Here is a 25,226-nt window from a genome sequence, read left to right as displayed (position 1 = left end):
ATACGACCCCTTTTTAGTATTCACGTTCAAAATACTGTCCATAGATGTTCACACAACAGACTGAGAGAATAAATTTTGCATCCGCTAAGAACACGCCGGAGTATCCGGATTTCTTGGACATCCAGATAAAATCGTTTCAAGACTTTTTTCAGTTAGAAACAAAATCTGATGAAAGAGGCAATGAAGGCTTGTACAATACCTTCATGGAAAACTTCCCTATTACGGACACCAGAAACCAGTTCGTACTTGAATTTTTAGATTACTTCATAGATCCGCCAAGATATTCTATCCAAGAATGTATAGAGCGTGGTCTTACATATAGTGTTCCGTTAAAAGCACGATTAAAATTATACTGTACCGATCCTGAGCACGAAGATTTTGAAACTATCGTGCAAGATGTGTATTTGGGTACTATACCTTATATGACACCTAGTGGTACATTTGTTATCAATGGAGCGGAAAGGGTTGTAGTTTCTCAGTTGCACCGTTCTCCAGGTGTTTTCTTTGGTCAGTCATTTCATGCAAACGGTACCAAATTATATTCTGCCAGGGTTATACCGTTTAAAGGTTCGTGGATAGAATTTGCAACAGATATTAACGGTGTAATGTATGCGTACATTGATCGTAAGAAGAAGTTGCCAGTAACTACTCTTTTCAGAGCTATAGGTTTTGAGAGAGATAAAGATATTCTTGAGATTTTCGACCTTTCTGAAGAGGTTAAAGTTTCAAACGCCGGTCTAAAGAAAGTATTAGGTCGCAAATTGGCTGCGAGGGTTTTGAACACTTGGCACGAAGATTTTGTTGATGAGGATACCGGCGAAGTTGTTTCTATAGAAAGAAACGAAATTGTTATTGATCGTGATACGGTTTTGGAAAAGGACCATATTGCGGAGATTTTGGAAGCTGACGTAAAAACTATCCTTCTTCACAAGGAGAGTAATGCACAGTCAGATTATTCTATAATCCACAATACATTACAGAAGGATCCAACAAACTCAGAAAAAGAAGCTGTTGAGCACATTTATCGTCAATTACGTAATGCCGAGCCGCCCGATGAGGAGACTGCTCGTGGTATTATAGATAAATTATTCTTCTCTGATCAACGTTACAACTTAGGTGAAGTTGGTCGTTATAGAATGAACAAGAAATTACAGTTGGATATTGGAATGGACAAGCAGGTCTTGACCAAAGAAGATATCATAACTATTATTAAATACTTGATCGAGCTTATTAACTCTAAAGCAGAGATTGATGATATTGATCACCTTTCTAACCGTCGTGTTCGTACGGTTGGTGAGCAGTTGTCGTCTCAGTTTGGTGTTGGTCTTGCCCGTATGGCAAGAACTATTCGTGAGCGTATGAACGTACGTGATAACGAGGTGTTTACCCCAATAGATTTGATTAATGCAAAGACCTTGTCTTCTGTAATTAATTCATTCTTTGGAACTAACCAGTTATCTCAGTTTATGGATCAAACCAATCCGTTGGCAGAGATTACGCACAAACGTAGATTATCGGCACTAGGGCCAGGTGGTCTTTCTAGAGAGCGTGCAGGTTTTGAGGTTCGTGATGTTCACTACACGCACTACGGTAGACTTTGTCCTATTGAAACTCCTGAAGGTCCAAACATTGGTTTGATATCTTCACTTGCAGTTTTTTCTAAAGTAAACCCAATGGGCTTCTTGGAAACTCCTTACCGCAAGGTAGATAACGCTAAGGTGAATACAGAAGAGTTTGTATACCTGAGTGCTGAGGAAGAGGAAGGAATGAAAATAGCTCAGGCTAACATTCCTTTAAAAGAAGACGGTCAGATAAATACAGATAAGGTTATTGCACGTGAAGAGGGAGATTTTCCTGTTGTTGATCCAAGTGAAATCAACTATACGGATGTTGCTCCTAACCAGATTGCGTCTATTTCCGCATCGCTTATTCCTTTCTTGGAACATGATGATGCCAACCGTGCATTGATGGGATCTAACATGATGCGCCAAGCCGTACCATTGTTAAGACCACAGGCACCAATTGTAGGTACCGGTCTTGAACGTCAGGTTGCTTCTGACTCTAGGGTATTGATTAATGCAGAAGGAGATGGTACTATAGAGTATGTAGATGCCAAAATGATTACGGTAAAATATGATCGTACCGATGCTGAGCGTTTGGTAAGTTTTGAAGAAGATTCTAAATCATACAACTTGGTTAAGTTCAGAAAAACTAACCAAGGAACCAGTATTAACTTGAAGCCAATTGTAAGAAGAGGTGATAAAGTTAAAAAAGGTCAGGTTCTGTGTGAAGGATATGCTACAGAAAAAGGCGAATTGGCACTAGGCCGTAACCTTACCGTGGCTTTCATGCCTTGGAAAGGGTATAACTTTGAGGATGCAATCGTAATCTCTGAAAAAGTAGTTCGTGAAGATATCTTTACATCTATTCACGTAGATGAGTATTCTTTGGAAGTTAGAGATACAAAATTAGGTGCAGAGGAGCTAACCCATGATATTCCTAACGTTTCTGAGGAAGCTACTAAGGATTTGGACGAAAACGGTATGATCCGTATTGGTGCAGAGGTTAAGCCTGGTGATATCCTAATTGGTAAGATTACTCCAAAAGGAGAGTCTGATCCAACTCCTGAAGAAAAATTATTAAGAGCAATTTTTGGAGATAAAGCGGGCGATGTTAAAGATGCATCTTTAAAAGCTTCGCCATCTCTAAGAGGTGTTGTTATTGATAAGAAGTTATTCTCTCGTTCTGTAAAGGATAAGCGTAAGCGTTCCGAAGATAAAGAAGAGCTTAACAAGTTAGAATTAGAGTACGAAGTAAAGTTTCAAGAGTTGAAAGACATCTTGATAGAGAAGCTTTTTACTTTGATCAATGGTAAGACGTCTCAAGGTGTATTGAACGATTTAGGTGAAGAAGTATTACCAAAAGGTAAGAAGTATACACTTAAAATGTTAAACTCCGTAGACGATTTTGCTCACTTGGTAGGTGGTAGCTGGACAATGGACAAGGATACCAACGAGTCTGTTGCAGATTTGCTTCACAACTATAAGATAAAGCTTAACGATCTTCAAGGAAACCTAAGAAGAGACAAGTTTACAATTTCTGTTGGTGATGAATTACCTGCAGGAATTATGAAGCTGGCTAAAGTTTATGTTGCCAAAAAGCGTAAGCTTAAAGTTGGGGATAAAATGGCGGGACGTCACGGTAACAAAGGTATTGTATCCCGTATCGTACGTCAAGAGGATATGCCTTTCTTGGCAGATGGAACACCAGTTGATATTGTATTGAACCCATTAGGTGTACCTTCTCGTATGAACATTGGTCAGATTTACGAAACCGTATTAGGTTGGGCCGGTCTTAAGTTGGGTAAAAAATATGCTACACCAATTTTTGATGGTGCTACATTAGATCAAATTAATGAATACACAGATGAAGCTGGTATTCCAAGATTTGGACATACCTACCTTCATGATGGTGGAACAGGTAAGCGTTTTGATCAGCCGGCTACAGTTGGAGTGATTTATATGCTAAAACTTGGTCACATGGTAGATGATAAAATGCACGCACGTTCTATAGGACCTTACTCTTTAATTACACAACAGCCATTGGGTGGTAAAGCTCAGTTTGGTGGTCAGCGTTTTGGAGAGATGGAAGTTTGGGCTCTTGAGGCATATGGTGCTTCGGCAACTTTACGTGAAATATTGACCGTTAAGTCGGATGATGTTATCGGTAGGGCCAAGACCTATGAGTCAATAGTTAAGGGCGAGACCATGCCAGAACCCGGTTTACCGGAATCTTTTAACGTATTGATGCACGAACTTAAAGGTTTGGGCTTAGATATCCGTTTGGAAGAATAGAATCCGATTGTAGCGATTGAAGAACACACATTTTAATTAGTATCACCATTAGATTATGGCTAGAATAAAAGATAATAATCCAATAAAAAGGTTTGATAAAATTTCTATCGGATTGGCCTCTCCAGAAGCAATTTTGGCGGAGTCAAGAGGAGAAGTTCTCAAGCCTGAAACTATCAACTATAGAACGCACAAGCCAGAGCGTGACGGTCTTTTTTGCGAGCGTATTTTTGGTCCTGTTAAGGATTATGAATGTGCCTGTGGTAAATACAAAAGAATTCGTTACCGTGGTATTGTTTGTGACCGTTGTGGTGTTGAGGTTACGGAAAAGAAAGTACGTAGAGATAGAGTAGGGCACATTAACTTAGTGGTTCCTGTAGCTCATATCTGGTACTTCCGTTCGTTGCCAAATAAAATAGGTTACCTTTTAGGATTACCTTCCAAGAAATTGGATATGATCATTTACTACGAACGTTATGTAGTAATTCAACCGGGTATTGCCAAAGGGCCTGAAGGTGAAGAAATCAATAAGATGGATTTCTTGACCGAAGAAGAGTACTTGACTATTCTGGAATCTATTCCAGTTGAAAATCAATATTTAGAAGATACGGACCCTAACAAGTTTATCGCTAAAATGGGTGCGGAATGTCTTATAGATCTTTTAGCTCGTATAGACTTAAAAGAACTTTCGTACCAGTTACGTCATAAGGCGAACACTGAAACTTCTAAACAAAGAAAAACAGAGGCGTTAAAAAGACTTCAAGTAGTTGAGGCGCTTCGTGAATCTCAAGAAAATAGGGAAAACAGACCAGAGTGGATGATTATGAAGGTAATTCCGGTGATTCCGCCAGAATTGCGTCCATTGGTACCACTAGATGGTGGTCGTTTCGCTACTTCGGATTTGAACGACCTTTACAGAAGGGTTATTATTCGTAACAACCGTTTAAAAAGGTTGGTAGAGATCAAGGCTCCTGAAGTAATTCTTAGAAATGAGAAACGTATGCTTCAAGAAGCGGTAGATTCTCTTTTTGATAATACCAGAAAAGCTTCAGCAGTAAAAACGGAATCTAACAGACCGTTAAAATCGCTTTCAGATTCATTAAAAGGTAAGCAAGGTCGTTTCCGTCAAAACCTTTTGGGTAAACGTGTTGATTATTCTGCACGTTCGGTAATTGTTGTTGGACCGGAAATGAAATTGTTTGAATGTGGTCTTCCTAAAGATATGGCTGCCGAACTTTATAAGCCTTTTGTTATCAGAAAACTGATAGAAAGAGGTATTGTAAAAACGGTGAAGTCCGCTAAGAAAATTATAGACAAGAAAGAACCAGTTGTTTGGGATATTCTTGAAAACGTACTAAAAGGGCATCCGGTACTGTTGAACCGTGCTCCTACGTTGCACCGTTTGGGTATTCAGGCGTTCCAGCCAAAACTTATAGAAGGTAAGGCAATACGTCTTCACCCATTGGTTTGTACGGCATTTAACGCGGATTTTGATGGTGACCAGATGGCGGTTCACCTTCCATTAGGACCCGAAGCCATTTTAGAGGCTCAGTTATTGATGTTGGCATCGCATAACATCTTGAACCCTGCAAATGGATCACCAATTACCGTACCTTCTCAGGATATGGTATTGGGTCTGTACTATATGACCAAAGAAAGAAAGTCTACACCTGAAGTTCCTATCGCGGGAGAAGGTCTTACTTTTTATTCAGCGGAAGAAGTTGAAATTGCCTTTAATGAAGGTAAAGTAAACTTGAACGCAGGTATCAAAGTTAGAGCTAAGGACTTTAATGAAGAAGGAGAGTTGGTTTACAAAATAATACCCACCACCGTAGGTAGAGTTTTGTTCAACATGGAAGTTCCGGAGGCAGCAGGGTACATTAACGACGTATTGAACAAAAAGTCTTTAAGAGATATTATTGGTGGAATTTTGGCTGTAACTGATGTTCCGACCACTGCCGATTTCTTGGATAAGATTAAGACAATGGGATATGAGTTCGCTTTTAAAGGTGGACTATCATTTAGCTTGGGTGATATTATTATTCCTCAAGAGAAGCATGAAATGATTGCCGATGCCAATGTTCAGGTAGAAGGTATTATGACCAACTATAACATGGGTCTTATTACTAACAATGAACGTTACAATCAGGTAATTGATGTTTGGACATCTACCAATGCCATGTTAACGGAACTTGCTATGAAGCGTATTCGTGAGGATCAGCAAGGATTCAACTCGGTGTACATGATGCTTGATTCTGGTGCAAGGGGTTCTAAAGAGCAGATTCGTCAGTTAACAGGTATGCGTGGTTTGATGGCCAAGCCTAAAAAATCTACTGCCGGAGGTGGTGAGATTATTGAAAACCCAATTCTTTCTAACTTTAAGGAAGGTCTTTCCATCCTTGAATACTTTATTTCTACTCACGGTGCTCGTAAAGGTCTTGCGGATACTGCCCTTAAAACGGCGGATGCAGGTTACTTAACACGTCGTTTGGTAGATGTTTCTCAAGATGTAATCATTAACATTACAGATTGTGAGACTTTAAGAGGGGTTGAAGTTTCTGCCCTTAAGAAGAATGAAGAAGTTGTAGAATCTCTTGGAGCTCGTATCTTAGGTAGGGTTTCATTACATGATGTATTTGATCCGTTAACTGAGGAGCAATTACTTGTTGCTGGTCAGGAAATAATGGAGGCCGATGCTAAGAGAATTGAAGAGTCTCCTGTTGAGAAAGTAGAAGTGCGTTCTGCATTAACATGTGAAGCGCCTAAAGGAATTTGTGCTCAATGTTACGGTAGAAACCTGTCTACCAATAAAATGGTACAAAGAGGTGAGGCAGTAGGTGTTGTAGCAGCACAATCCATTGGTGAGCCAGGTACACAGCTTACGTTACGTACATTCCACGTGGGTGGTATTGCAGGTAACATTTCTGAAGATAACAAGTTGATCGCTAAATTTAGCGGTGTAGCGGAAATAGAAGATTTAAGAACGGTTATAGGAACGGACAATGAGGGTAATCCTGCCACTATTGTTATTTCTAGAACCTCTGAAATCAAAGTTGTAGATAAGAAAACCGGTATTACTTTAAGTACTAACAATATACCTTACGGTTCGCAATTGTTCATAGAGAATGGCGCAACCATTACTAAAGGCGATGTTGTTTGTTCTTGGGATCCATATAACGGTGTAATTGTTTCTGAGTTCCCAGGTAAGATTGCTTACGAGAATATTGAGCAAGGTGTTACTTATCAAGTAGAGATTGATGAACAGACTGGTTTCCAGGAAAAAGTAATCTCTGAATCTCGTAACAAGAAATTGATACCAACTCTGTTGATCCAAGATAATAAAGGTGAAACATTACGTTCGTACAACCTTCCGGTTGGATCGCACATTATGGTAGATGATGGAGATAAGATTAAAGAAGGTAAGACACTTGTTAAGATACCACGTAAATCTGCTAAGGCAGGTGATATTACCGGTGGTCTTCCAAGGGTAACCGAACTTTTTGAAGCGCGTAACCCTTCTAACCCAGCGGTTGTTTCAGAAATTGATGGTGTTGTTTCTTTCGGGAAAATCAAAAGAGGTAACCGTGAGATCATTATTGAATCTAAGTTAGGTGAAGTCAAGAAATACTTGGTAAAGCTTTCCAATCAGATTTTGGTACAGGAGAACGATTATGTTCGTGCCGGTATGCCATTGTCAGATGGTTCTATAACTCCAGAGGATATCCTTAAGATCAAAGGCCCATCAGCAGTACAACAGTACTTAGTGAACGAAGTTCAAGAAGTATACCGTCTGCAGGGTGTGAAGATTAATGATAAGCACTTTGAGGTTGTTGTTAGACAGATGATGCGTAAAGTTCGTATTCAAGATCCGGGAGACACTATCTTTTTAGAAAACCAATTGGTTCATAAGGATGACTTTATTCAGGAAAACGATGAGATCTTTGGTAAGAAGGTTGTTGTAGATGCAGGTGATTCAGAAAACCTTAAACCTGGTCAGATTATTACTGCTCGTGAATTGAGAGATGAAAATTCTGTCTTGAAACGTTCGGATAAGAATCTAGTTACGGCCAACGATGCGGTTGCGGCTACGGCTACGCCAATTCTACAGGGTATTACACGTGCGTCTCTACAGACTAAATCGTTTATATCTGCAGCATCTTTCCAAGAAACTACTAAAGTATTGAACGAAGCTGCTGTAAGTGGTAAAGTAGATACATTGGAAGGCTTGAAGGAGAATGTTATTGTTGGACATAAGATTCCAGCAGGTACAGGTATGAGAGACTATGAGAACATCATAGTTGGCTCTAAAGAAGAGTATGATGAAATCATGGCGCGCAAAGAGGCCTTGAAATTTTAAACTCAAATAATTAAAACCCTCAATAGTTTCTATTGAGGGTTTATTTTTTTTACATATGAGCGAAAAAGAACAAAAACAGAACCAAATCAATATTGAACTTGATGAAAAGACAGCTGAAGGAATCTATTCCAATCTAGCGATCATCAATCATTCAGTATCAGAATTTGTAGTAGACTTTATAAGCATGATGCCAGGCGCTCCCAAAGCCAAGGTAAAGAGCAGAATTGTTCTGACTCCGCAGCATGCGAAAAAGTTTTTAAAGGCTTTGAATGATAATGTAAATAGGTTTGAAGCTGCTCACGGAACTATTAAGGACTACGAGCAACCTCCAATACCAATTAATTTTGGGCCAACAGGAGAAGCTTAAGAATAAAAAATGCCCTTTGTTACTACAAAGGGCATTTTTTATTTTATAAGTTTTTCCGGTTTCTAATCGAACTCAGAAACAAAATGAAGTTTTACGCTAGGGTATTTTTGTTGGGTCATTTGTAAAGAGAATTGAGAATCGGCCAAGAATACCAATTGATTTCGCTTGTCCTTGGCTAAAAATTTCTGTTTCACTCTTTTGAATTCTTTAAATTCTTCGTTCTTGGGGTCTGATGCTTCTACCCAACAAGCTTTGAAAACAGGAAAGTTTTCATAGGTACATTTGGCACCATATTCATGTTCAAGACGGTATTGAATAACCTCAAACTGAAGTGCTCCTACAGTTCCTATAACCTTTCTGCCGTTCATTTCCAGTGTAAATAACTGCGCTACACCTTCATCCATAAGCTGGTCAATGCCCTTGTAAAGCTGTTTGGACTTCATTGGGTCTGCATTGTTAATGTACCTAAAATGCTCAGGAGAGAAGCTTGGGATTCCTTTGTAGTGTAGTTCCTCTCCTTCGGTTAGGGTGTCGCCTATTTTAAAATTACCTGTATCATGAAGCCCGACAATATCTCCGGGATAAGATATATCCACGATTTCTTTTTTCTCGGCAAAAAACGCATTAGGACTTGAGAATTTTAGTTTTTTTCCATTTCTAACATGAAGGTAGGGTTTGTTTCGTTCAAACGTTCCGGACACAATTTTAATAAACGCTAAACGGTCACGATGTTTTGGGTCCATATTGGCATGTATCTTAAATACAAAACCGGACATTTCCTTTTCATTTGCCTCAACAACTCTTTCTTCAGCTTTTTTAGGGCGAGGAGATGGGGCAATTTCTATAAAACAATCCAATAGCTCCCGAACACCAAAATTATTAAGGGCAGAGCCAAAGAATACGGGCTGTTGCTCACCTTGCAAATAGCTTTCTTTATCAAAATCAGGATATACGCCTCTTACCAACTCTAAGTTATCACGAAGTTCTTCGGCGGCATTGTTTCCTATAATTTTCTCGAGTTCAGGGCTTTCAATAGAGTCAAAGGCTATAGTTTCCTCAATATTTTTTTTACTATCGCCGCTAAAAAGATTAATGTTCTTTTCGTAGATATTGTAAATACCTTTAAAATCATAACCCATACCAATTGGGAAACTTAAAGGGGTAACGGATAGGCCAAGTTTTTGCTCCAAATCGTCAAGAAGGTCAAAAGCATCGCGCCCCTCTCTATCCAATTTATTTATAAAAACAATTATAGGAATGTTTCGCATTCTACAAACCTGCACCAATTTTTCGGTTTGCTCTTCCACACCTTTGGCAACATCAACCACAACTATAACACTATCTACAGCTGTAAGTGTTCTAAAGGTATCTTCGGCAAAATCTTTATGCCCAGGGGTATCAAGAATGTTTATTTTCTTATCCTTATATATAAAGGCAAGTACGGATGTGGCAACGGAGATACCTCTTTGGCGCTCTATTTCCATAAAGTCACTCGTGGCCGTTTTCTTGATTTTATTGTTTTTTACAGCACCCGCCTCCTGAATGGCACCACCAAATAACAGAAGTTTTTCGGTTAATGTGGTCTTACCGGCATCCGGGTGGGAAATTATTCCAAAGGTTCTACGCCTTTGAATCTCGTCTTTAAAACTCATGAAGAAAATTTGTGCAAAAATACATTAAATTCTAGTTATGACCTGATTTATGTTGAGTTAAAACCAAGCCTTGAGGCTAAGATTTAGGTGGTTTTTTGTGTTAAGTGATAGGGTTTGGTATATATCGATGAACGGCAGAAAATCCCGATTTTCGTTGGTTATAGTTTAGGTTTGTGCATGATAATAGGGAAATGAAAACTATGTAAATTGTATTGTTTTCAGCCCTTTACCGAATATATTTGTCTTTGGAGGATTATTCATAATTTATACTTTCAAAACAATTTGGTTAACGAAATATTAGATATATCTTGCACCTAGAATTGAAGTCTCCCAACTTCTTGCCAACCACATTTTTGACCTACACGCCATGGTGATTAGTTTAATAAAAGCTAAACATTTATGGAAAACTTTACTCTACTGAATTTTAAGAACAAAACGTTCAAGGCATTTACTTATGTACTTGCTGTAGTCCTTTTTGGGATAAATAGCTCCTTTGAAAATTTCTCCGATACTTTAGATTCGGAAAAAGAGACCAATGAAGAAGTGCAACCAGCTTACATGTTTGATGCTGATGGTTGTACCCGTTTGGACAATAAAGAGATTAGACCGGGAGATTTTGGTTTTCCTGATGGGGTTACGGATGGTAGCCTTTCAGCGGATAATGTAGATGTGAGTTCCAAGTGGGGACTTCCAGCAGGTTCTATTTTGGTAAGTGTACAAGGAGCAAGTACAAAAAGTTCTTTGGGGCTTTTTGAGGTTAATAAAGATTTACCGGCCACTTTTACTTTCTCGGGAACCGTGCCGGTACAAATTATAGCAGAGCACTCAGCTCGTGTAGATTCTAACCATAGAGATGGTATTCTTTCTTTGGATAATGTAGAGTATGTCCAGACCACAGCTTTGCCTGCAGGAATTATTTCTGGTAATGAAACCAATGATTACTTTGTAGAAAACACAACGGCAGCTCCTATATATGGTCCTGACCGTTTTGTATGGTTATCACAAGGTTTGGCAAATGAAATACAGTTCTATACTACTTCTAGTTTTCCTGTAAACGGTATTCGTTTAAGAGTTATACCTGTTATATGTCCGGATACGGATGGTGATGGTGTTAACGATAATGTAGATTTGGATGATGATAATGACGGTATTTTGGATACAGTTGAAGATCCTAATATTGACGGTGATGATAATCCGCTAACGGACCCCTATGATTTAGATGAAGATGGTATTCCAAATCATTTGGATATTGATTCGGATAACGATGGTATTCCTGACAATGTAGAAGCTCAGACTACAGATGGTTATATAGCACCAAACGATGACGATGCTGCTACTTATGATTCTAATGACGGACTTAATTCTGCGTATCCTGATGGGTTGACCCCCGTTAATACTGATAGTAGTGATGTTGAGGATTATCTAGATGCAGATAGTGATAATGATGACGTTCCGGATAATAACGAAGGAAACGATTTTAATTTTGACGGTATTCCTGACCAGACTTATACCGGAATAGATACAGATGGAGATGGTCTAGATGATGGTTATGAAGGTAGTGATGTTAATGACGGTTATGATGTTAATGATGAAATTGATGACCCTGCCAACGACTTGCCTGATACGGATGGTACGGAAGATGTAAACTATCGTGATTTGGATGATGATGGTGATGGAATAAACACACCGGATGAAGATGCAGATGAAGATGGGGATCCTACTAATGATGATTCAGATGAAGACGGTACACCAGATTATCTTGACTTTGATGAGGATACTACTACAGATACAGATGGTGATGGTGTTCCGGATATAACGGATTTGGATGATGATAACGATGGTATTTTAGATACGGTAGAAGACCCTAACACAGATGGAGATGATAATCCATTAACGAACCCATTGGATACAGATGAAGATGGTATTCCTAATCATTTGGATATTGATTCTGATGATGACGGTATTCCGGATAACGTTGAGGCACAAACTACGGATGGTTATATAGCGCCTAATGAAGATGATGAAGCAACATATGCTGCTAACGATGGTTTAAACTCAGCTTACCCAGATGGTCTTACTCCGGTGAATACAGATGGGGAAGACACGGAAGATTATATTGATTTGGATAGTGACAATGACACTGTTCCTGATAATAACGAAGGCAATGACTTCAATTTTGATGGCAAGCCAGATCAGACTTATACCGGAATAGATACGGATGGAGACGGTTTAGATGATGGTTATGAGGGCAGCGATGTTAATGATGGTTTTGATGTAAACGATGAAATTGATGACCCGGTCAATGACTTGCCTGATACAGATGGTACAGAAGATGTGAACTATCGCGATTTGGATGATGATGGTGATGGCATTGATACACCAGATGAAGATATTGATGGAGATGGAGACCCTACCAATGACGATACGGACGAAGACGGTACACCAGATTACCTGGATCCGGATTCTAATCCTAACGATAAGGATACGGATGGTGACGGTGTTCCGGATAGAGTAGATTTAGATGATGATAACGATGGTATTTTGGATACGGTTGAAGACCCAAACACAGATGGTGATAATGACCCATTGACCAATCCTTTGGATTCTGATGGAGATACTATACCTAACCATTTAGATATTGACTCAGATGATGACGGTATTCCGGATAATGTTGAGGCACAAACTACGGATGGCTATATTGCTCCAAACGATGACGATGAAGCAACATATGAAGCCAATGATGGATTAAATTCCGCATACCCTGATGGATTGACGCCTGTTAATACAGATGGTACAGATGAAGAGGATTACTTGGATTCGGATAGTGATAATGATTTAGTGTTTGATCATAATGAAGGAAATGATTTTAATTTTGATGGAGCACCTGATCAATCCTTTACAGGTACGGATACGGATGGAGATGGTCTTGATGACGGTTACGAGGGTAGCGATGTTAATGATGGTTTTGATGTAAACGATGAAATTGATGATCCAGCAAACGATTTACCGGACACGGATGGTACCGAAGATGTAAACTATCGTGATTTGGATGATGATGGTGATGGAATTGATACGCCGGACGAAGACGGAAATAACAACGGAGACCCAACTGATGATGATTTGGATGGTGATGGTACGCCTTCATACCTAGATCCAGAAGAGGATACTGAAATTGTAGTGATGCAAATGGTAACCCCTAACGGAGATGGTAAAAATGAATTCTTGTGGATTGAAAATGTTGATAAAGCTTTAGATAATAATCTTAAGATTTTCAATAGATGGGGTGTTGCTGTATACGAAGGAGATGATTACAATAACCAGAACAATGTGTTCGATGGTAGATCAAAAGGAAGGTCTACAATAGCTGGTCAGGATTATTTACCGGCAGGGGTTTATTTTTATATCTTTAAGTACAATACTGTAAATAAAGCTAATATAACTGATAGTGGTTATATTTACATCAGCAAATAATCTATAAAGTAGGTATGATTATAAGAAATAAACTACTAGCAGGCCTATTCTTGGTATTGGTCTATTGTCAAACGGCTTCGGCCCAACAAGATGCCCAGTACACTCAGTATATGTTTAATACAATGAGCGTTAACCCTGCCTATGCAGGTTCTAGGGGGCAATTGAGTATTGCAGGCCTATACAGGTCGCAATGGGTAGGTTTAGATGGATCTCCAGAGACTTTTACCATCAATTTACACTCTCCCATAAGGAACAGTAAAGTAGGTTACGGGTTGTCTATAGTGAACGATAAAATAGGAGAGGGCACTGTTCAAGAAACTTATATAGATGGGTTGATCTCATATTCAATTGACGTTTCTTTAAAAGGAAAACTATCTTTTGGATTAAAGTTGGGAGGTAATATTCTCAATTTGGATTTTGAACAATTAAGACAGAGACCAGGTTTTGAAGAAGCTGTAGGTACCGATAATATTGAAAACCGATTTTCTCCTAACGTAGGACTGGGAATGTACTACCATACCGATAAATTTTATGCGGGACTTTCTGCTCCCAATTTGTTAGAGGTAGAACATTTTGATTCGGCCAACTCGGATGCTAACCAAATTGACTTTTTGGCTAAAGATCGTGTTAACTTTTACTTGATTACTGGATACGTTTTTGATTTAAATGATAACTTTAAATTTAAGCCAGCTCTATTGACAAAGGTTGTAGGTGGTGCACCGCTTCAGGTAGATGTCTCAGCTAATTTTCTGTTTGCAGAGAAGTTTTCTTTTGGTGCAGCTTACAGATGGGATGCCGCTGTAAGTGCTCTTGCTGGTTTTCAGATATCTGACCAAATTATGTTAGGGTTAGCATATGATAAAGAAACAACAGACTTTGGTAGTACACAGTTCAATAGCGGATCTTTTGAAATTTTTCTAAGATGGGAATTAGTGAAATCATTTGAAAAACTGGTTTCTCCGCGTTTCTTCTAAACCTTGCCTTATGATGAAAAAAATACACATTCTTTATGTTTTGGTCTTTTTGATGGGCACGAGTTGTTTTGCCCAAGAAAAATTGATTACCAAGGCCAATGAAAAATATGACGAATACTCTTTTAGTCCGGCTATCGATATTTATAAAAAAGTACTGGATAGGGGATACGTTTCGGCAGACCTTCTCAAAAAATTAGGAAACTCTTACTATTACAATGCAGATTACGAGGATGCGTCAAAAACATACAAAAGACTGGTAGACGAGTATCCGGGAGAAATAGGTCCGGAGTATTACTTTAGATATGCACAGACCTTAAAAACTTTAGAGGAGTACGATGCTTCCAAAGAAGTTATGGGCAAATTTTTGGAGGCCACTTCAGATGATGGAAGGGCTACTGCATACAAAGACGAGAAAGACTATCTAAACGATATTAAAAGAAATTCGGGTAGATATAACGTATCGCCTTTTCAATATAATTCTCCGTACTCGGAGTTTGCACCTTCTTTCTATAAAGAGGGTCTAATTTTTTCTTCGGATAGGGACACCGGTAATTTTGCTCGCTATCGTCATACTTGGAATTCAAAGGATTTTTTGGATTTATATAAAGTAAACGCAGATAGTATTTCTCAAGGTACTGTTATTAAGTTTGGGGACCATGTAAATACAAGATTACACGAATCAACATCAACAGTAAACAAGGCCGGGGACGTTTTATATTTCACTAGAAATAATTTTAAGTCCGGCAAATATGTAAAAGACGAAAAAGGAGTAATACGTCTTAAAATTTTCAAGGCTAAAATGGTAGAGGGTGTATGGTCTAATGTAGAGGAACTACCCTTTAATAGCAATGATTACTCTGTAGCCCATCCCACATTAAGTGCAGATGAAAAGACCTTATATTTTGCATCGGATATGCCCGGTTCTTTAGGGGAATCTGATATTTTTAGGGTTTCCATAAACGATGATGGAACTTACGGTACTCCTGAAAATCTAGGTCTGGTAATTAATACGGAAGCTAGGGAAACCTTTCCTTTTGTTTCTAGCGAAGATGTCCTTTATTTCTCTTCTGATGGCCATCCTGGTCTTGGGGGCTTGGATATTTTTGCTACTAAAGTAGCCAACGGAAAGTTGGATGGAAACGTTATGAACGTAGGTGAACCCGTTAATGGAAGAATGGATGATTTTACGTTTATCTTTAACGAAGAAACTAAAAAAGGGTATTTTGCCTCTAACCGCTCGGAAGGGCAGGGAGCAGATGATATTTACGCTTTCTTGGAAACCAAATCGTTGGTGATTGACTGTGAACAGGCTATTTCCGGGGTAGTGCGGGACAAAATATCCAATGAGCCTTTAATTGGGGCATCGGTTAAGGTCATCAATGAAAATAATGACGAAATAATGTCGGCCATTACAGATGCTGAAGGTAAGTATAGCTTATTGGTAGATTGTACCCAAGGTAATTTTGTAAGAGCTATGACAGAGGGGTATATTCCATCTGAAGAGTATTTAGGAAAATCTGATGGGGAACCTAAAACCATAGACTTTTATCTAGAGAGAAATTCTATTAGTGCTGGTTTTGGAGATGATTTAGCCAAACTATTACAATTGAGTACCATCTATTTTGATTTTAATAAATACAACATTCGTAAAGATTCTGAAATAGAGGTTGAGAAGGTAATTGCTGCCATGGAGAAATACTCTAGTTTGAGAATCAAAGTCAATTCCCATACGGATAGTAGGGGTAAAGACTCTTATAACTTATGGCTTTCTCAAAAACGGGCCGAAGCTACAGTTAACTATATGGTAAAAAGAGGGATAGCCAAAGAAAGATTGGATAGTGAAGGTTTTGGTGAAACTAAATTGATTAACCAATGTGCCAATGGTGTCAAATGTTCGGATAAGGACCATGAACTGAACAGACGATCGGAATTTATTATTCTGGAATAGTATATCTAAGAAATACAATACCAAAGGCAGCTACTTTAAAGTAGCTGCCTTTTTTGTTCACGGTACTGTACAAAGTAGATAAGTATTTAATCGATAATGCGTCTATTTTAAAGGCAATTCAACATGCTTTAAAATACCTAAACATTGTAAAAACTATCAGTTACGCTCACTATTGGGGTCTTCACAACAAATTTTTCTTAAGTAGTTCTAGTACGGATATATTTGCTGGGTTAAGTGCTCGGTCCGTTCGGTCGGCATCTATTCAAAGCTTCAAAAAGTGCTAAAAATAGTGTATAACCATACTAGAATTCTTTATGTTTTTTTGGCGATGCTGTGTTCGTTACAGTTGGTCGCACAAGAAACCTATCGCGATAATTTTAGCAGTGTATCTTACTCAAATAATAATGGCAGTTCTAACTTTTCTACAAATTGGATAGAAACTGGCGATTCAAATAATGGCCCCACCAGTCAATATATTAGAATAAGTAGCAATAGGCTGGAATTATACTATATATGGTCAGAAACTATTCGTAGATCAGTAAATCTTAATGGAGCTGCAACAGCAACTCTTAGCTTTGATTATACGAGTATAAGCCTAACAGGGGGAAGAGCTTTGGGAATACAGGTTTCTAACAATGGAGGAGCGTCATATACAACAGTAGGTACCATTAACGGAAACAACACCACAGGAACTTATACTCGGGATATATCAGGATTTATTTCCGCAACCACAACGATACGATTGGCGAGATCAGGTAGCAATTGGAATAATAATGACTACGCCTTTATCGATAATTTTCAGATTTCTGCAACTTTTCCAGCACCTATTCCTGTTCTGGAGGTAGATGACATAACAGTAGATGAAGACGGGGGCAATGCTACTTTTACGGTACGGCATACAGGTACGAACGCTACAGCTCCTTTTACGGTCAATTACAGAACGGTAGATGGGTCTGCAATTGATGGTAACGATTATACTTCTGCTTCTGGTATTTTAAACTTCAATGGTACGTCAGGTGATACGGAAACTGTTACCGTTCCCATTTTAGATGACGGTACTATTGAGAATCCGGAAAATTTCATATTGGAATTCACTCTAGCATCAGACCCTCAAGTAGACATTAGTGATACAGCTACAGCAACGATTATAGATGATGACGCCTTAATAATGACTAATGGCGGTAGTGCAACTACATGTAGCGATACCTTTTTTGATCCAGGCGGACTCTCTAATTATTCTAATAATCAAGATGTAACCTATACCATATGTCCGGATACAGCTGATACATATTTGAATGTCAACTTTACCAGTTTCGAGATAGTTTCTGGAGATATACTCTATATTTATGATGGTAATTCAACGGGAGCTACTTTAATAGGTCAGTATGATAGTGCCAATGTACCCACTTCAATAAATTCTTCGGCTGCTTCAGGCTGTCTAACGTTTAGGTTTGTTTCTAACGGAAATAACACCGGAGCTGGTTGGGAGGCAGAAATCAATTGTTTTCCTGACGGTCCCATTATTATAATTGAGGACATTACAATTGATGAAGATGTGGGTAATGCCGTGTTTACCGTAAGGTCTACAAGAGCTGCGCACGGAAGAAATATATTTTTGTTTGGTTTTGTTGAAGCCCCATTTACGGTAGATTTTGAGACCGTAGACGGATTGGCTTTGGCAGGAAGCGATTATACCGCCACATCAGGAACGCTAACCTTTACAGGAGAGTTAAATAATGTTCAGACCATTTCTGTACCTATAGCCAATGATGGTATTCCGGAATTTGCAGAAGATTTTGATATTGTCTTTACTGGAGCAAATGCCCAGTATGCAGTTGTAAATTATAACGATGCGGGTAAGGGTACCATAAATTCTCAGATCTTAGCAAATGACCCATTAACACTGTTTCAAGAATTTGATGGGTATTATGATTACTCAACTACCGGAGGTACGTTACGTACAAGTCCCAATGGGGCTAGTCCTTGTGCGGTTACTACATCATCGTCCAATAGTTTGGTATCTCCTGTTCCGGCAACAGCTTCTGTTGAAAGGGCTTATCTGTATTGGTCTCATTCTAGTACGGTTCGTGATGCAGATGTAACTTTTGAAGGACAAAGTGTTTCTGCTAACTTTCTATATCAGACATCTTTGGGCAATAGAAACTTTTTTGGTTATGTAAGTGATGTAACCACTATAGTTCAAGGCGTATCCAATTTATCAAGTAATGTTTTTGACTTTAGTGGTCTTACCATTAATAATACGGGAGAATATTGTACAACAAGTACGGTTCTTGGTGGCTGGGCGTTAATGGTTTTTTATGAAGACCGTTCTTTGCCAGCAGTAAATATAAACTTATACCAGGGTTTTGATGGTTTAAGTAATGATGGTAATTCGTTTACGCTAGATTCTTTTTATGCCATATCGGGAACAGGCGCCAAAGCTTCATTTTTATCGTGGGAAGGTGATCCAGATTTGAATGGATCTAGTTCTGGCTCTACCAATCCTGAAGAACTGTCCATTACCAATCAAAGAAATCAAAATTTTATTCTTACGGGAGATGGAGGTCAAACAGGTAATAACTCCTATAACTCTACAATTTATGACAATACGGTAGGTCCTCCGGTTTATAATAATGCTGCTACTTACGGTGTAGATTTAGATACTTATGATATTTCATCATTTATTCAACCGGCAGATAGTGAGGTCACAGCAAATGTTGACGTAGGTCAGGATTTTGTGATTTCTGCAGCGGTGGTATTGAAAGTGCCGTCCAACTTAATTGCAGGTCGTGTTTTTGAAGATGTCAATTATCCGGGTGGCGCAGGCCGTGATCAATTGGCCTCTGGAGGAGTAGGAATTTCGGGTGCAATCGTAGAGCTTTTTGATTCTTCTGGTAATTTTATACAAAGAAAAAATACAGAGGCGAACGGAAATTATTCGTTTGGAGGCATGGCAGATGGAGACTACTTTATAAAAGTAGTGAGCTCAACGGTCCGGTCTACTAGAGATAGTGGAGCAAACTGTTCTGCATGTTACCCCGTTCAGACATATAAAACCGAAATGATATCTGGTAGTATCGTAGATGTAACAGATGAAGTTGGGGGAACTGACCCAACAGCAACTCAGGATGTATCATTGGGTGTTTTTAATAATGCTCAAAGCATAGCTAGTGTTGAGGTGGCCGGTAACGGTGTTGTAGGTATTAATTTTGGATTTAATTTTAATACTATAGTAAATACAAACGAGAACGGACAAGGTTCACTTACTCAGTTTATATTGAATTCAAATGCAATAGGAGAAGTTGGTTTGGATATTGAAGCGAACGGTATATTTGATCCAGCGACAGGTGAGGACACTTCAATATTTATGATACCAACTACTAGTGATCCATTAGGACGAACGGGCGATGCCAATTTTGCGAATGGATACTTTAATATTGCCATGTCCAATCCCAACGATTTTCCGGTAATAACTGGTACCAATACTGTTATTGATGGGCGTACGCAAACTGCTTATTCGGGTAACACAAATACAGGAACTGTTGGTTCTGGAGGAACAGGGGTAGGAGTTTCAAATACGAATCTGCCCAACTTTGACCTACCGGAAATTGAATTGTATAGTCCCTCAGGTGATGTATTGCAATTAAACGGCACAAATGTGGTAACTCGTAATATTGCTGTTCGTGCCAATAATAATGCAGGAATTATTATTCAGGGTGGGTCTGCAACTGTGTCGCACAGTTTACTGGGTGTGAATGCTCGTGGCAATGCATCGGGAAATATAGATTATGGCGTGGAAATTATTGGAGGAACATCTATTGTAGACAGCAATTATATAGCAAGAAATACGGATGAAGGTATTTTGGTGAACGGAGGAACGTCTACCCTAATACAAAACAATCATATTACGGACAATGGAAACAACGCTTGTTTTGATAATATAAAAATTAGTGGTGGGTCTGGAATTATAATTCAGCAAAACTTAATTGATAGAGCTGCTTCCCTAGGCGTAGATGCAGAAGGAATAAGCGGTTCTTTGACCATTACGGAGAATACAATTTCCAACTCGGGTCAAGATGGAGGTAAATGTTCGGGAGATGATGCAAATGTAGGTATTCGTTTGGATGGAAGTAATTCGTCTGTAACCAATAACATTATAACTTCCAGTGGCGGGGCGGGTATTGTTCTAAGTGGCGGGAATACATCAGGAAACTTAATCTCTAGGAACTCAATTTACGCAAACGGTACGGCAATTCCTGCTCTAGGAATAGATATTGATTTATCTGATGGTTTTGGTGATGGGGTAACCATTAATGACTCCGGAGACTCGGATAGTGGTCCCAACGGTGTCCTAAACTTCCCTGTAATTACAGGGGCGTATGTTTCAGGGTCAAATCTGGTAGTAGAGGGTTGGTCAAGACCGGGAGCTACTATAGAGTTGTTTGCAACTGATATTAATGAAGGAACTGCCACTGCAGGAGATAATAGATTGGGCATGACCTATGATTATGGAGAGGGACAACGGTACCTAGGCACCATGGTAGAAGGTTCTGCTTCCGATTCGGAATCAAGGGTTACCGCTTATAGCGATGATGATAATAATACGGACAATACCAACAAGTTTAAATTCAGTATTCCACTTCCTTCAGCTATTGGTTTAGGTAACACGGTAACTACTACGGCTACATTGGCAAACTCTACTTCTGAGTTTTCTCCTTTAAGTATAATTAAGGCGTATACTGTTATTACGAATAGGCGAATAACTTACAGAGTAAAGCCAAATTAACAATGTTATATAATGGTTAAATATGAAATGTAAGTTTGTCCAAATTTAAACAGTTCTACGTTCGTTTTAGACACCATTTTTAGCCTTTACTTTTCTACATATTACACTATTCTCGTAAACATATGACCCTCTGTAGTATAGCGATATTATTGGACTTATCGACGATTAACACAGGAAAAAAATAAACCAAGACCTCATTTTTCAGTACGTATACAATAGGAATTCACACTTATACAACAATTATTTTCCATTGCAGGTACTAAGATTAATTTTGTAAAGTGTAATTGGATCATTCTCAATAGGATTGGTTCAACACAACCCAAAAAACTGAATAACTTAACCAAAGTTTGACATAGGTTTATTCTTTATAAACCAAGTGGCATTTAGGGTGTTCTTCATCCTCTTCGCCATACCAAAAGGCACTTCTAAGGTGCAATGTCCGGGGGCGGAATTCAGATATTTTTTTTGGAATAAAAAGTACACTGCGTCTAAAGCTAGTTCGCATGGTAAGGATAAAGATTTTGAACAATACGGTTTCAAGTAAAGTAATGGTCATGAAAAAAATAAGTATAATCTTAGTTTTCCTAATCTCCGGATTAGCATTTGCACAGACTACGGTCAGTTTGGAAGACCAATGTAACTGTGAGGTGCTAAGCGGTACCGATGTTACAGCTCCAGGATTAACTACTCCTGCAGGTGCTGACATAGGTGATATTTATGTAAATACGGATACAGGGACTATCTATTTTTGGGATGGTGATTCTTGGGAGCTGACCTCTTCCGATGACCAGCAGCTCCAAAACTTTACTTTTGATGGTTTAAGCGGAGAACTTACGCTTTCCCTTGAAAATGGGGGCACTGCATCAGTTATTTTACCGGTGGAGACCATTACTACCTTAACGGCAACGGCGCCTACAGGAAATGCTATTGGAGTTTATGAAAACGAGAACGGTGATTTAGTTACAATTAATGAAACAATAACGGATATAAGTGATGAAGGCGATGGTAATGTAACATTTACAAATGAATTAGGAGCCCAAGTAACTGTTTCCAAGTCTGATATCACGGATTTAGGAGGAGGTCTTTATGAGTTCACTAATGGTGACGGAACAAATGTTACTATTGACACCAACGGAATGTCTATTGGCAATATCGTTCCAGGAAATCGTATTGCAACCGTAATCGAGGCAGATGGGTCAACAACAGATATCAACGAAACAATTACGGACATCACCGGAACTTCAAACTCCGGTAATGAAATCGGTGTATACCAAAAAGAGGACGGAACTACGGTTTCCATCCAGGAGAGCATCGTACGTATAGAAGATAACAATGACGGGAACATCACTTTAGTGGATGAAGAAGGAAATACTGTAACGGTTTCCAAATCGGACATTACGGATTTGGGAGGCGGTCTTTATGAGTTCACTAATGGTGACGGAACAAATGTTACTATTGACACCAACGGAATGTCTATTGGCAATATCGTTCCGGGAAATCGCATTGCAACTGTAACCGAGGCAGATGGGTCAACAACAGATATTAACGAAACAATTACGGACATCACCGGAACTTCGACCAACGGAAACGAAATCGGTGTATACCAAAAGGAAGACGGGACAACGGTTTCCATCCAGGAGAGCATCGTACGTATAGAAGATAACAATGACGGGAACATCACTTTAGTGGATGAAGAAGGAAATACTGTAACGGTTTCCAAATCGGATATTACGGATTTAGGTGGCGGCCTTTACCGTTTCACCAATGGCGATGGAACGGACGTGGATATCAACACGAACGGAATCGATATTACTAATGTTATTGCGGGTAACCTTATTGCCACGGTAACGGAAGCGGACGGTACGGTAACGGAAATAGATGAGACGGTTACGGACATCACCGGAACTTCAAACTCCGGAAACGAAATCGGTGTATACCGTAAAGAGGACGGGACCACGGTTTCCATTCAGGAGAGCATCGTACGAATAGAGGATAACAATGACGGGAACATCACTTTGGTTGATGAGGCCGGAACAAGTGTAACGGTTTCCAAATCGGACATTACGGATTTAGGAGGCGGTCTTTACCGTTTTACCAATGGCGATGGAACGGACGTGGATATCAACACGAACGGAATCGATATTACTAATGTTATTGCGGGTAACCTTATTGCCACGGTAACGGAAGCGGACGGTACGGTAACGGAAATAGATGAGACGGTTACAACATTGTCTACAGCTGATAATATTACATATACTTATGTTTCGGAAGATAATACTTCAACCAGTTTTGATGGTACGGATGATCAAGAAGCAACGGAGGTTAATTTAACAAATCCATTAGATGTTGATGGGGACAGTGTTAATGAAAATACGGTGGAAGAAGCAATTATTGATTTGGCAGCCAACGCTAGCGATAACCAGAATTTAACGGGTGCTACTTTAAGCGGAACAAATCAACTTCAAATAGATATAGAAAGAGGGAGTTCTGCAAATGTAGATTTATCATCTCTTGTAGAAACCGTAATTGCTGGTACAGGAGCTATTTCGGTAACTGATGACGGCAATGGAAACTACACGGTTAATTCAACAGATTCAGATGAAGACGAAACCAATGAGCTTACATTAATAGATAGTGGGGCACCAACAATAACACCGTCAAATGCTGGGGTAACTTATGTAGACGAGGTTGCTGGGCAGTTATATGTTTTTGACGGTACTAATTGGAACCAAGTGGGGGGCAATGCCAGTCCTGATTTAGATGGTGACCCGAACAATGAGATTCAAACTATATCCTCTACGGACGGTTCTGTAACTTTAAACCAAACAGGTAATGATTATGACCTTTCCGTAGCTGCTGCCGATGGTACGGAGACTATCGTACAATCTGGAAATGCAAATGTTTCTGTAGCAGGAGATGGTTCCGCAGGAAACCCATACCAAATCAGTAGTGTGGATTTAGATGAGCAAAATGCTTCGGAAGTTCCGTTGGATGCTCCTTTTGATGTGGATGGCGATACGGTAAACGAAACTACGGTTCAGGAAGCTTTAGAGGATTTGGCCAACAACGCCAGTGACGACCAACAGATAACAAGTGCAGTGGGTACCGCTAACGAAACGGTGGACATCGACTTAGAGCGAGGTGGTTCAACTACTATCAACATTCAGGATGCGGATGCCGACCCAACAAACGAGATTCAAGATGCTACGGAGGTAGCTTTGAACACTCCTTTTGATGTTGATGGCGATACGGTAAACGAAACTACGGTTCAGGAAGCTTTAGAAGATTTGGCCAACAATGCCAGTGACGACCAACAGATAACAAGTGCAGTAGGTACGGCTAACGAAACCGTGGATATCGACTTAGAGCGAGGTGGTTCTACAACGATAAATATTCAGGATGCGGATGCCGATCCAACAAACGAGATTCAAGATGCTACGGAGGTAGCTTTGAACACTCCTTTTGATGTTGATGGCGATACGGTAAACGAAACTACGGTCCAGGAAGCATTGGAGGATTTGGCCAACAACGCCAGTGACGACCAACAGATAACAAGTGCAGTGGGTACCGCTAACGAAACGGTGGACATCGACTTAGAGCGAGGTGGTTCTACAACGATAAATATTCAGGATGCGGATGCCGACCCAACAAACGAGATTCAAGATGCTACGGAGGTAGCTTTGAACACTCCTTTTGATGTTGATGGCGATACGGTAAACGAAACTACGGTTCAAGAGGCATTAGAGGATTTGGCCAACAACGCCAGTGACGACCAACAGATAACAAGTGCAGTGGGTACCGCTAACGAAACGGTGGACAT

Annotated in this window: 10 protein-coding genes; 8 read left to right on the top strand and 2 right to left on the bottom strand. The window is 39.5% G+C overall.

Annotated elements, in window-relative coordinates:
• The first annotated feature begins 44 nt into the window (after positions 1-44).
• The 3 genes from rpoB to H9565_RS18615 are packed head-to-tail and all read left to right on the top strand — an operon-like array spanning position 45 to position 8,575.
• A complete protein-coding gene (gene rpoB / locus H9565_RS18625; RefSeq protein ID WP_215441889.1) occupies positions 45-3,854 on the top strand; it encodes a DNA-directed RNA polymerase subunit beta in 3,810 nt (1,269 codons plus the stop codon).
• A gap of 55 nt (positions 3,855-3,909) precedes the next feature.
• Positions 3,910-8,208 carry a DNA-directed RNA polymerase subunit beta' gene (gene rpoC / locus H9565_RS18620; RefSeq protein ID WP_215441888.1) on the top strand — a complete coding sequence of 1,433 codons (4,299 nt, stop codon included), beginning with the start codon at positions 3,910-3,912 and terminating at the stop codon, positions 8,206-8,208.
• Positions 8,209-8,263: 55 nt separating this feature from the next.
• Positions 8,264-8,575 carry a DUF3467 domain-containing protein gene (locus H9565_RS18615; protein ID WP_215441887.1) on the top strand — a complete coding sequence of 104 codons (312 nt, stop codon included), beginning with the start codon at positions 8,264-8,266 and terminating at the stop codon, positions 8,573-8,575.
• A 62-nt stretch (positions 8,576-8,637) separates the two neighbouring features.
• Here H9565_RS18615 and H9565_RS18610 read toward each other — a convergent pair whose 3' ends face one another.
• Complete coding sequence (locus tag H9565_RS18610; protein ID WP_215441886.1) at positions 8,638-10,227, bottom strand: peptide chain release factor 3; 1,590 nt, start codon at positions 10,225-10,227, stop codon at positions 8,638-8,640.
• 399 nt (positions 10,228-10,626) lie between these two features.
• On the opposite strand from H9565_RS18610, the gene H9565_RS18605 reads away from it, so the two are divergent.
• The 4 genes from H9565_RS18605 (at position 10,627) to H9565_RS18590 (ending at position 21,406) form a co-directional block, all read left to right on the top strand.
• The gene (locus H9565_RS18605; RefSeq protein WP_215441885.1) at positions 10,627-13,698 is read left to right on the top strand and encodes a T9SS type B sorting domain-containing protein; all 3,072 of its coding nucleotides are present in this window, start codon (positions 10,627-10,629) and stop codon (positions 13,696-13,698) included.
• Positions 13,699-13,712: 14 nt separating this feature from the next.
• A complete protein-coding gene (locus H9565_RS18600; protein ID WP_215441884.1) occupies positions 13,713-14,672 on the top strand; it encodes a PorP/SprF family type IX secretion system membrane protein in 960 nt (319 codons plus the stop codon).
• 10 nt (positions 14,673-14,682) lie between these two features.
• A complete protein-coding gene (locus H9565_RS18595; protein WP_215441883.1) occupies positions 14,683-16,620 on the top strand; it encodes an OmpA family protein in 1,938 nt (645 codons plus the stop codon).
• A 277-nt stretch (positions 16,621-16,897) separates the two neighbouring features.
• Positions 16,898-21,406 (top strand): Calx-beta domain-containing protein, encoded by a 4,509-nt coding sequence (locus H9565_RS18590; RefSeq protein ID WP_317195448.1) that lies wholly within the window; start codon positions 16,898-16,900, stop codon positions 21,404-21,406.
• Positions 21,407-21,764: 358 nt separating this feature from the next.
• Here H9565_RS18590 and H9565_RS18585 read toward each other — a convergent pair whose 3' ends face one another.
• Positions 21,765-21,962 (bottom strand): hypothetical protein, encoded by a 198-nt coding sequence (locus tag H9565_RS18585; protein ID WP_215441882.1) that lies wholly within the window; start codon positions 21,960-21,962, stop codon positions 21,765-21,767.
• Between H9565_RS18585 and H9565_RS18580 the strand changes: the two genes are divergently transcribed.
• Positions 21,961-25,226: beta strand repeat-containing protein (locus H9565_RS18580; protein ID WP_215441881.1), on the top strand; the 3,266-nt coding region annotated here is incomplete at its 3' end. The two genes, H9565_RS18585 and H9565_RS18580, sit on opposite strands and share 2 nt — an antisense overlap.

Source organism: Zobellia russellii (genome assembly GCF_018728565.1).
Lineage (GTDB): Bacteria > Bacteroidota > Bacteroidia > Flavobacteriales > Flavobacteriaceae > Zobellia > Zobellia russellii.
Note: the sequence above shows the minus strand (reverse complement) of the source record. Positions and strands in the feature narration are given on the sequence as shown.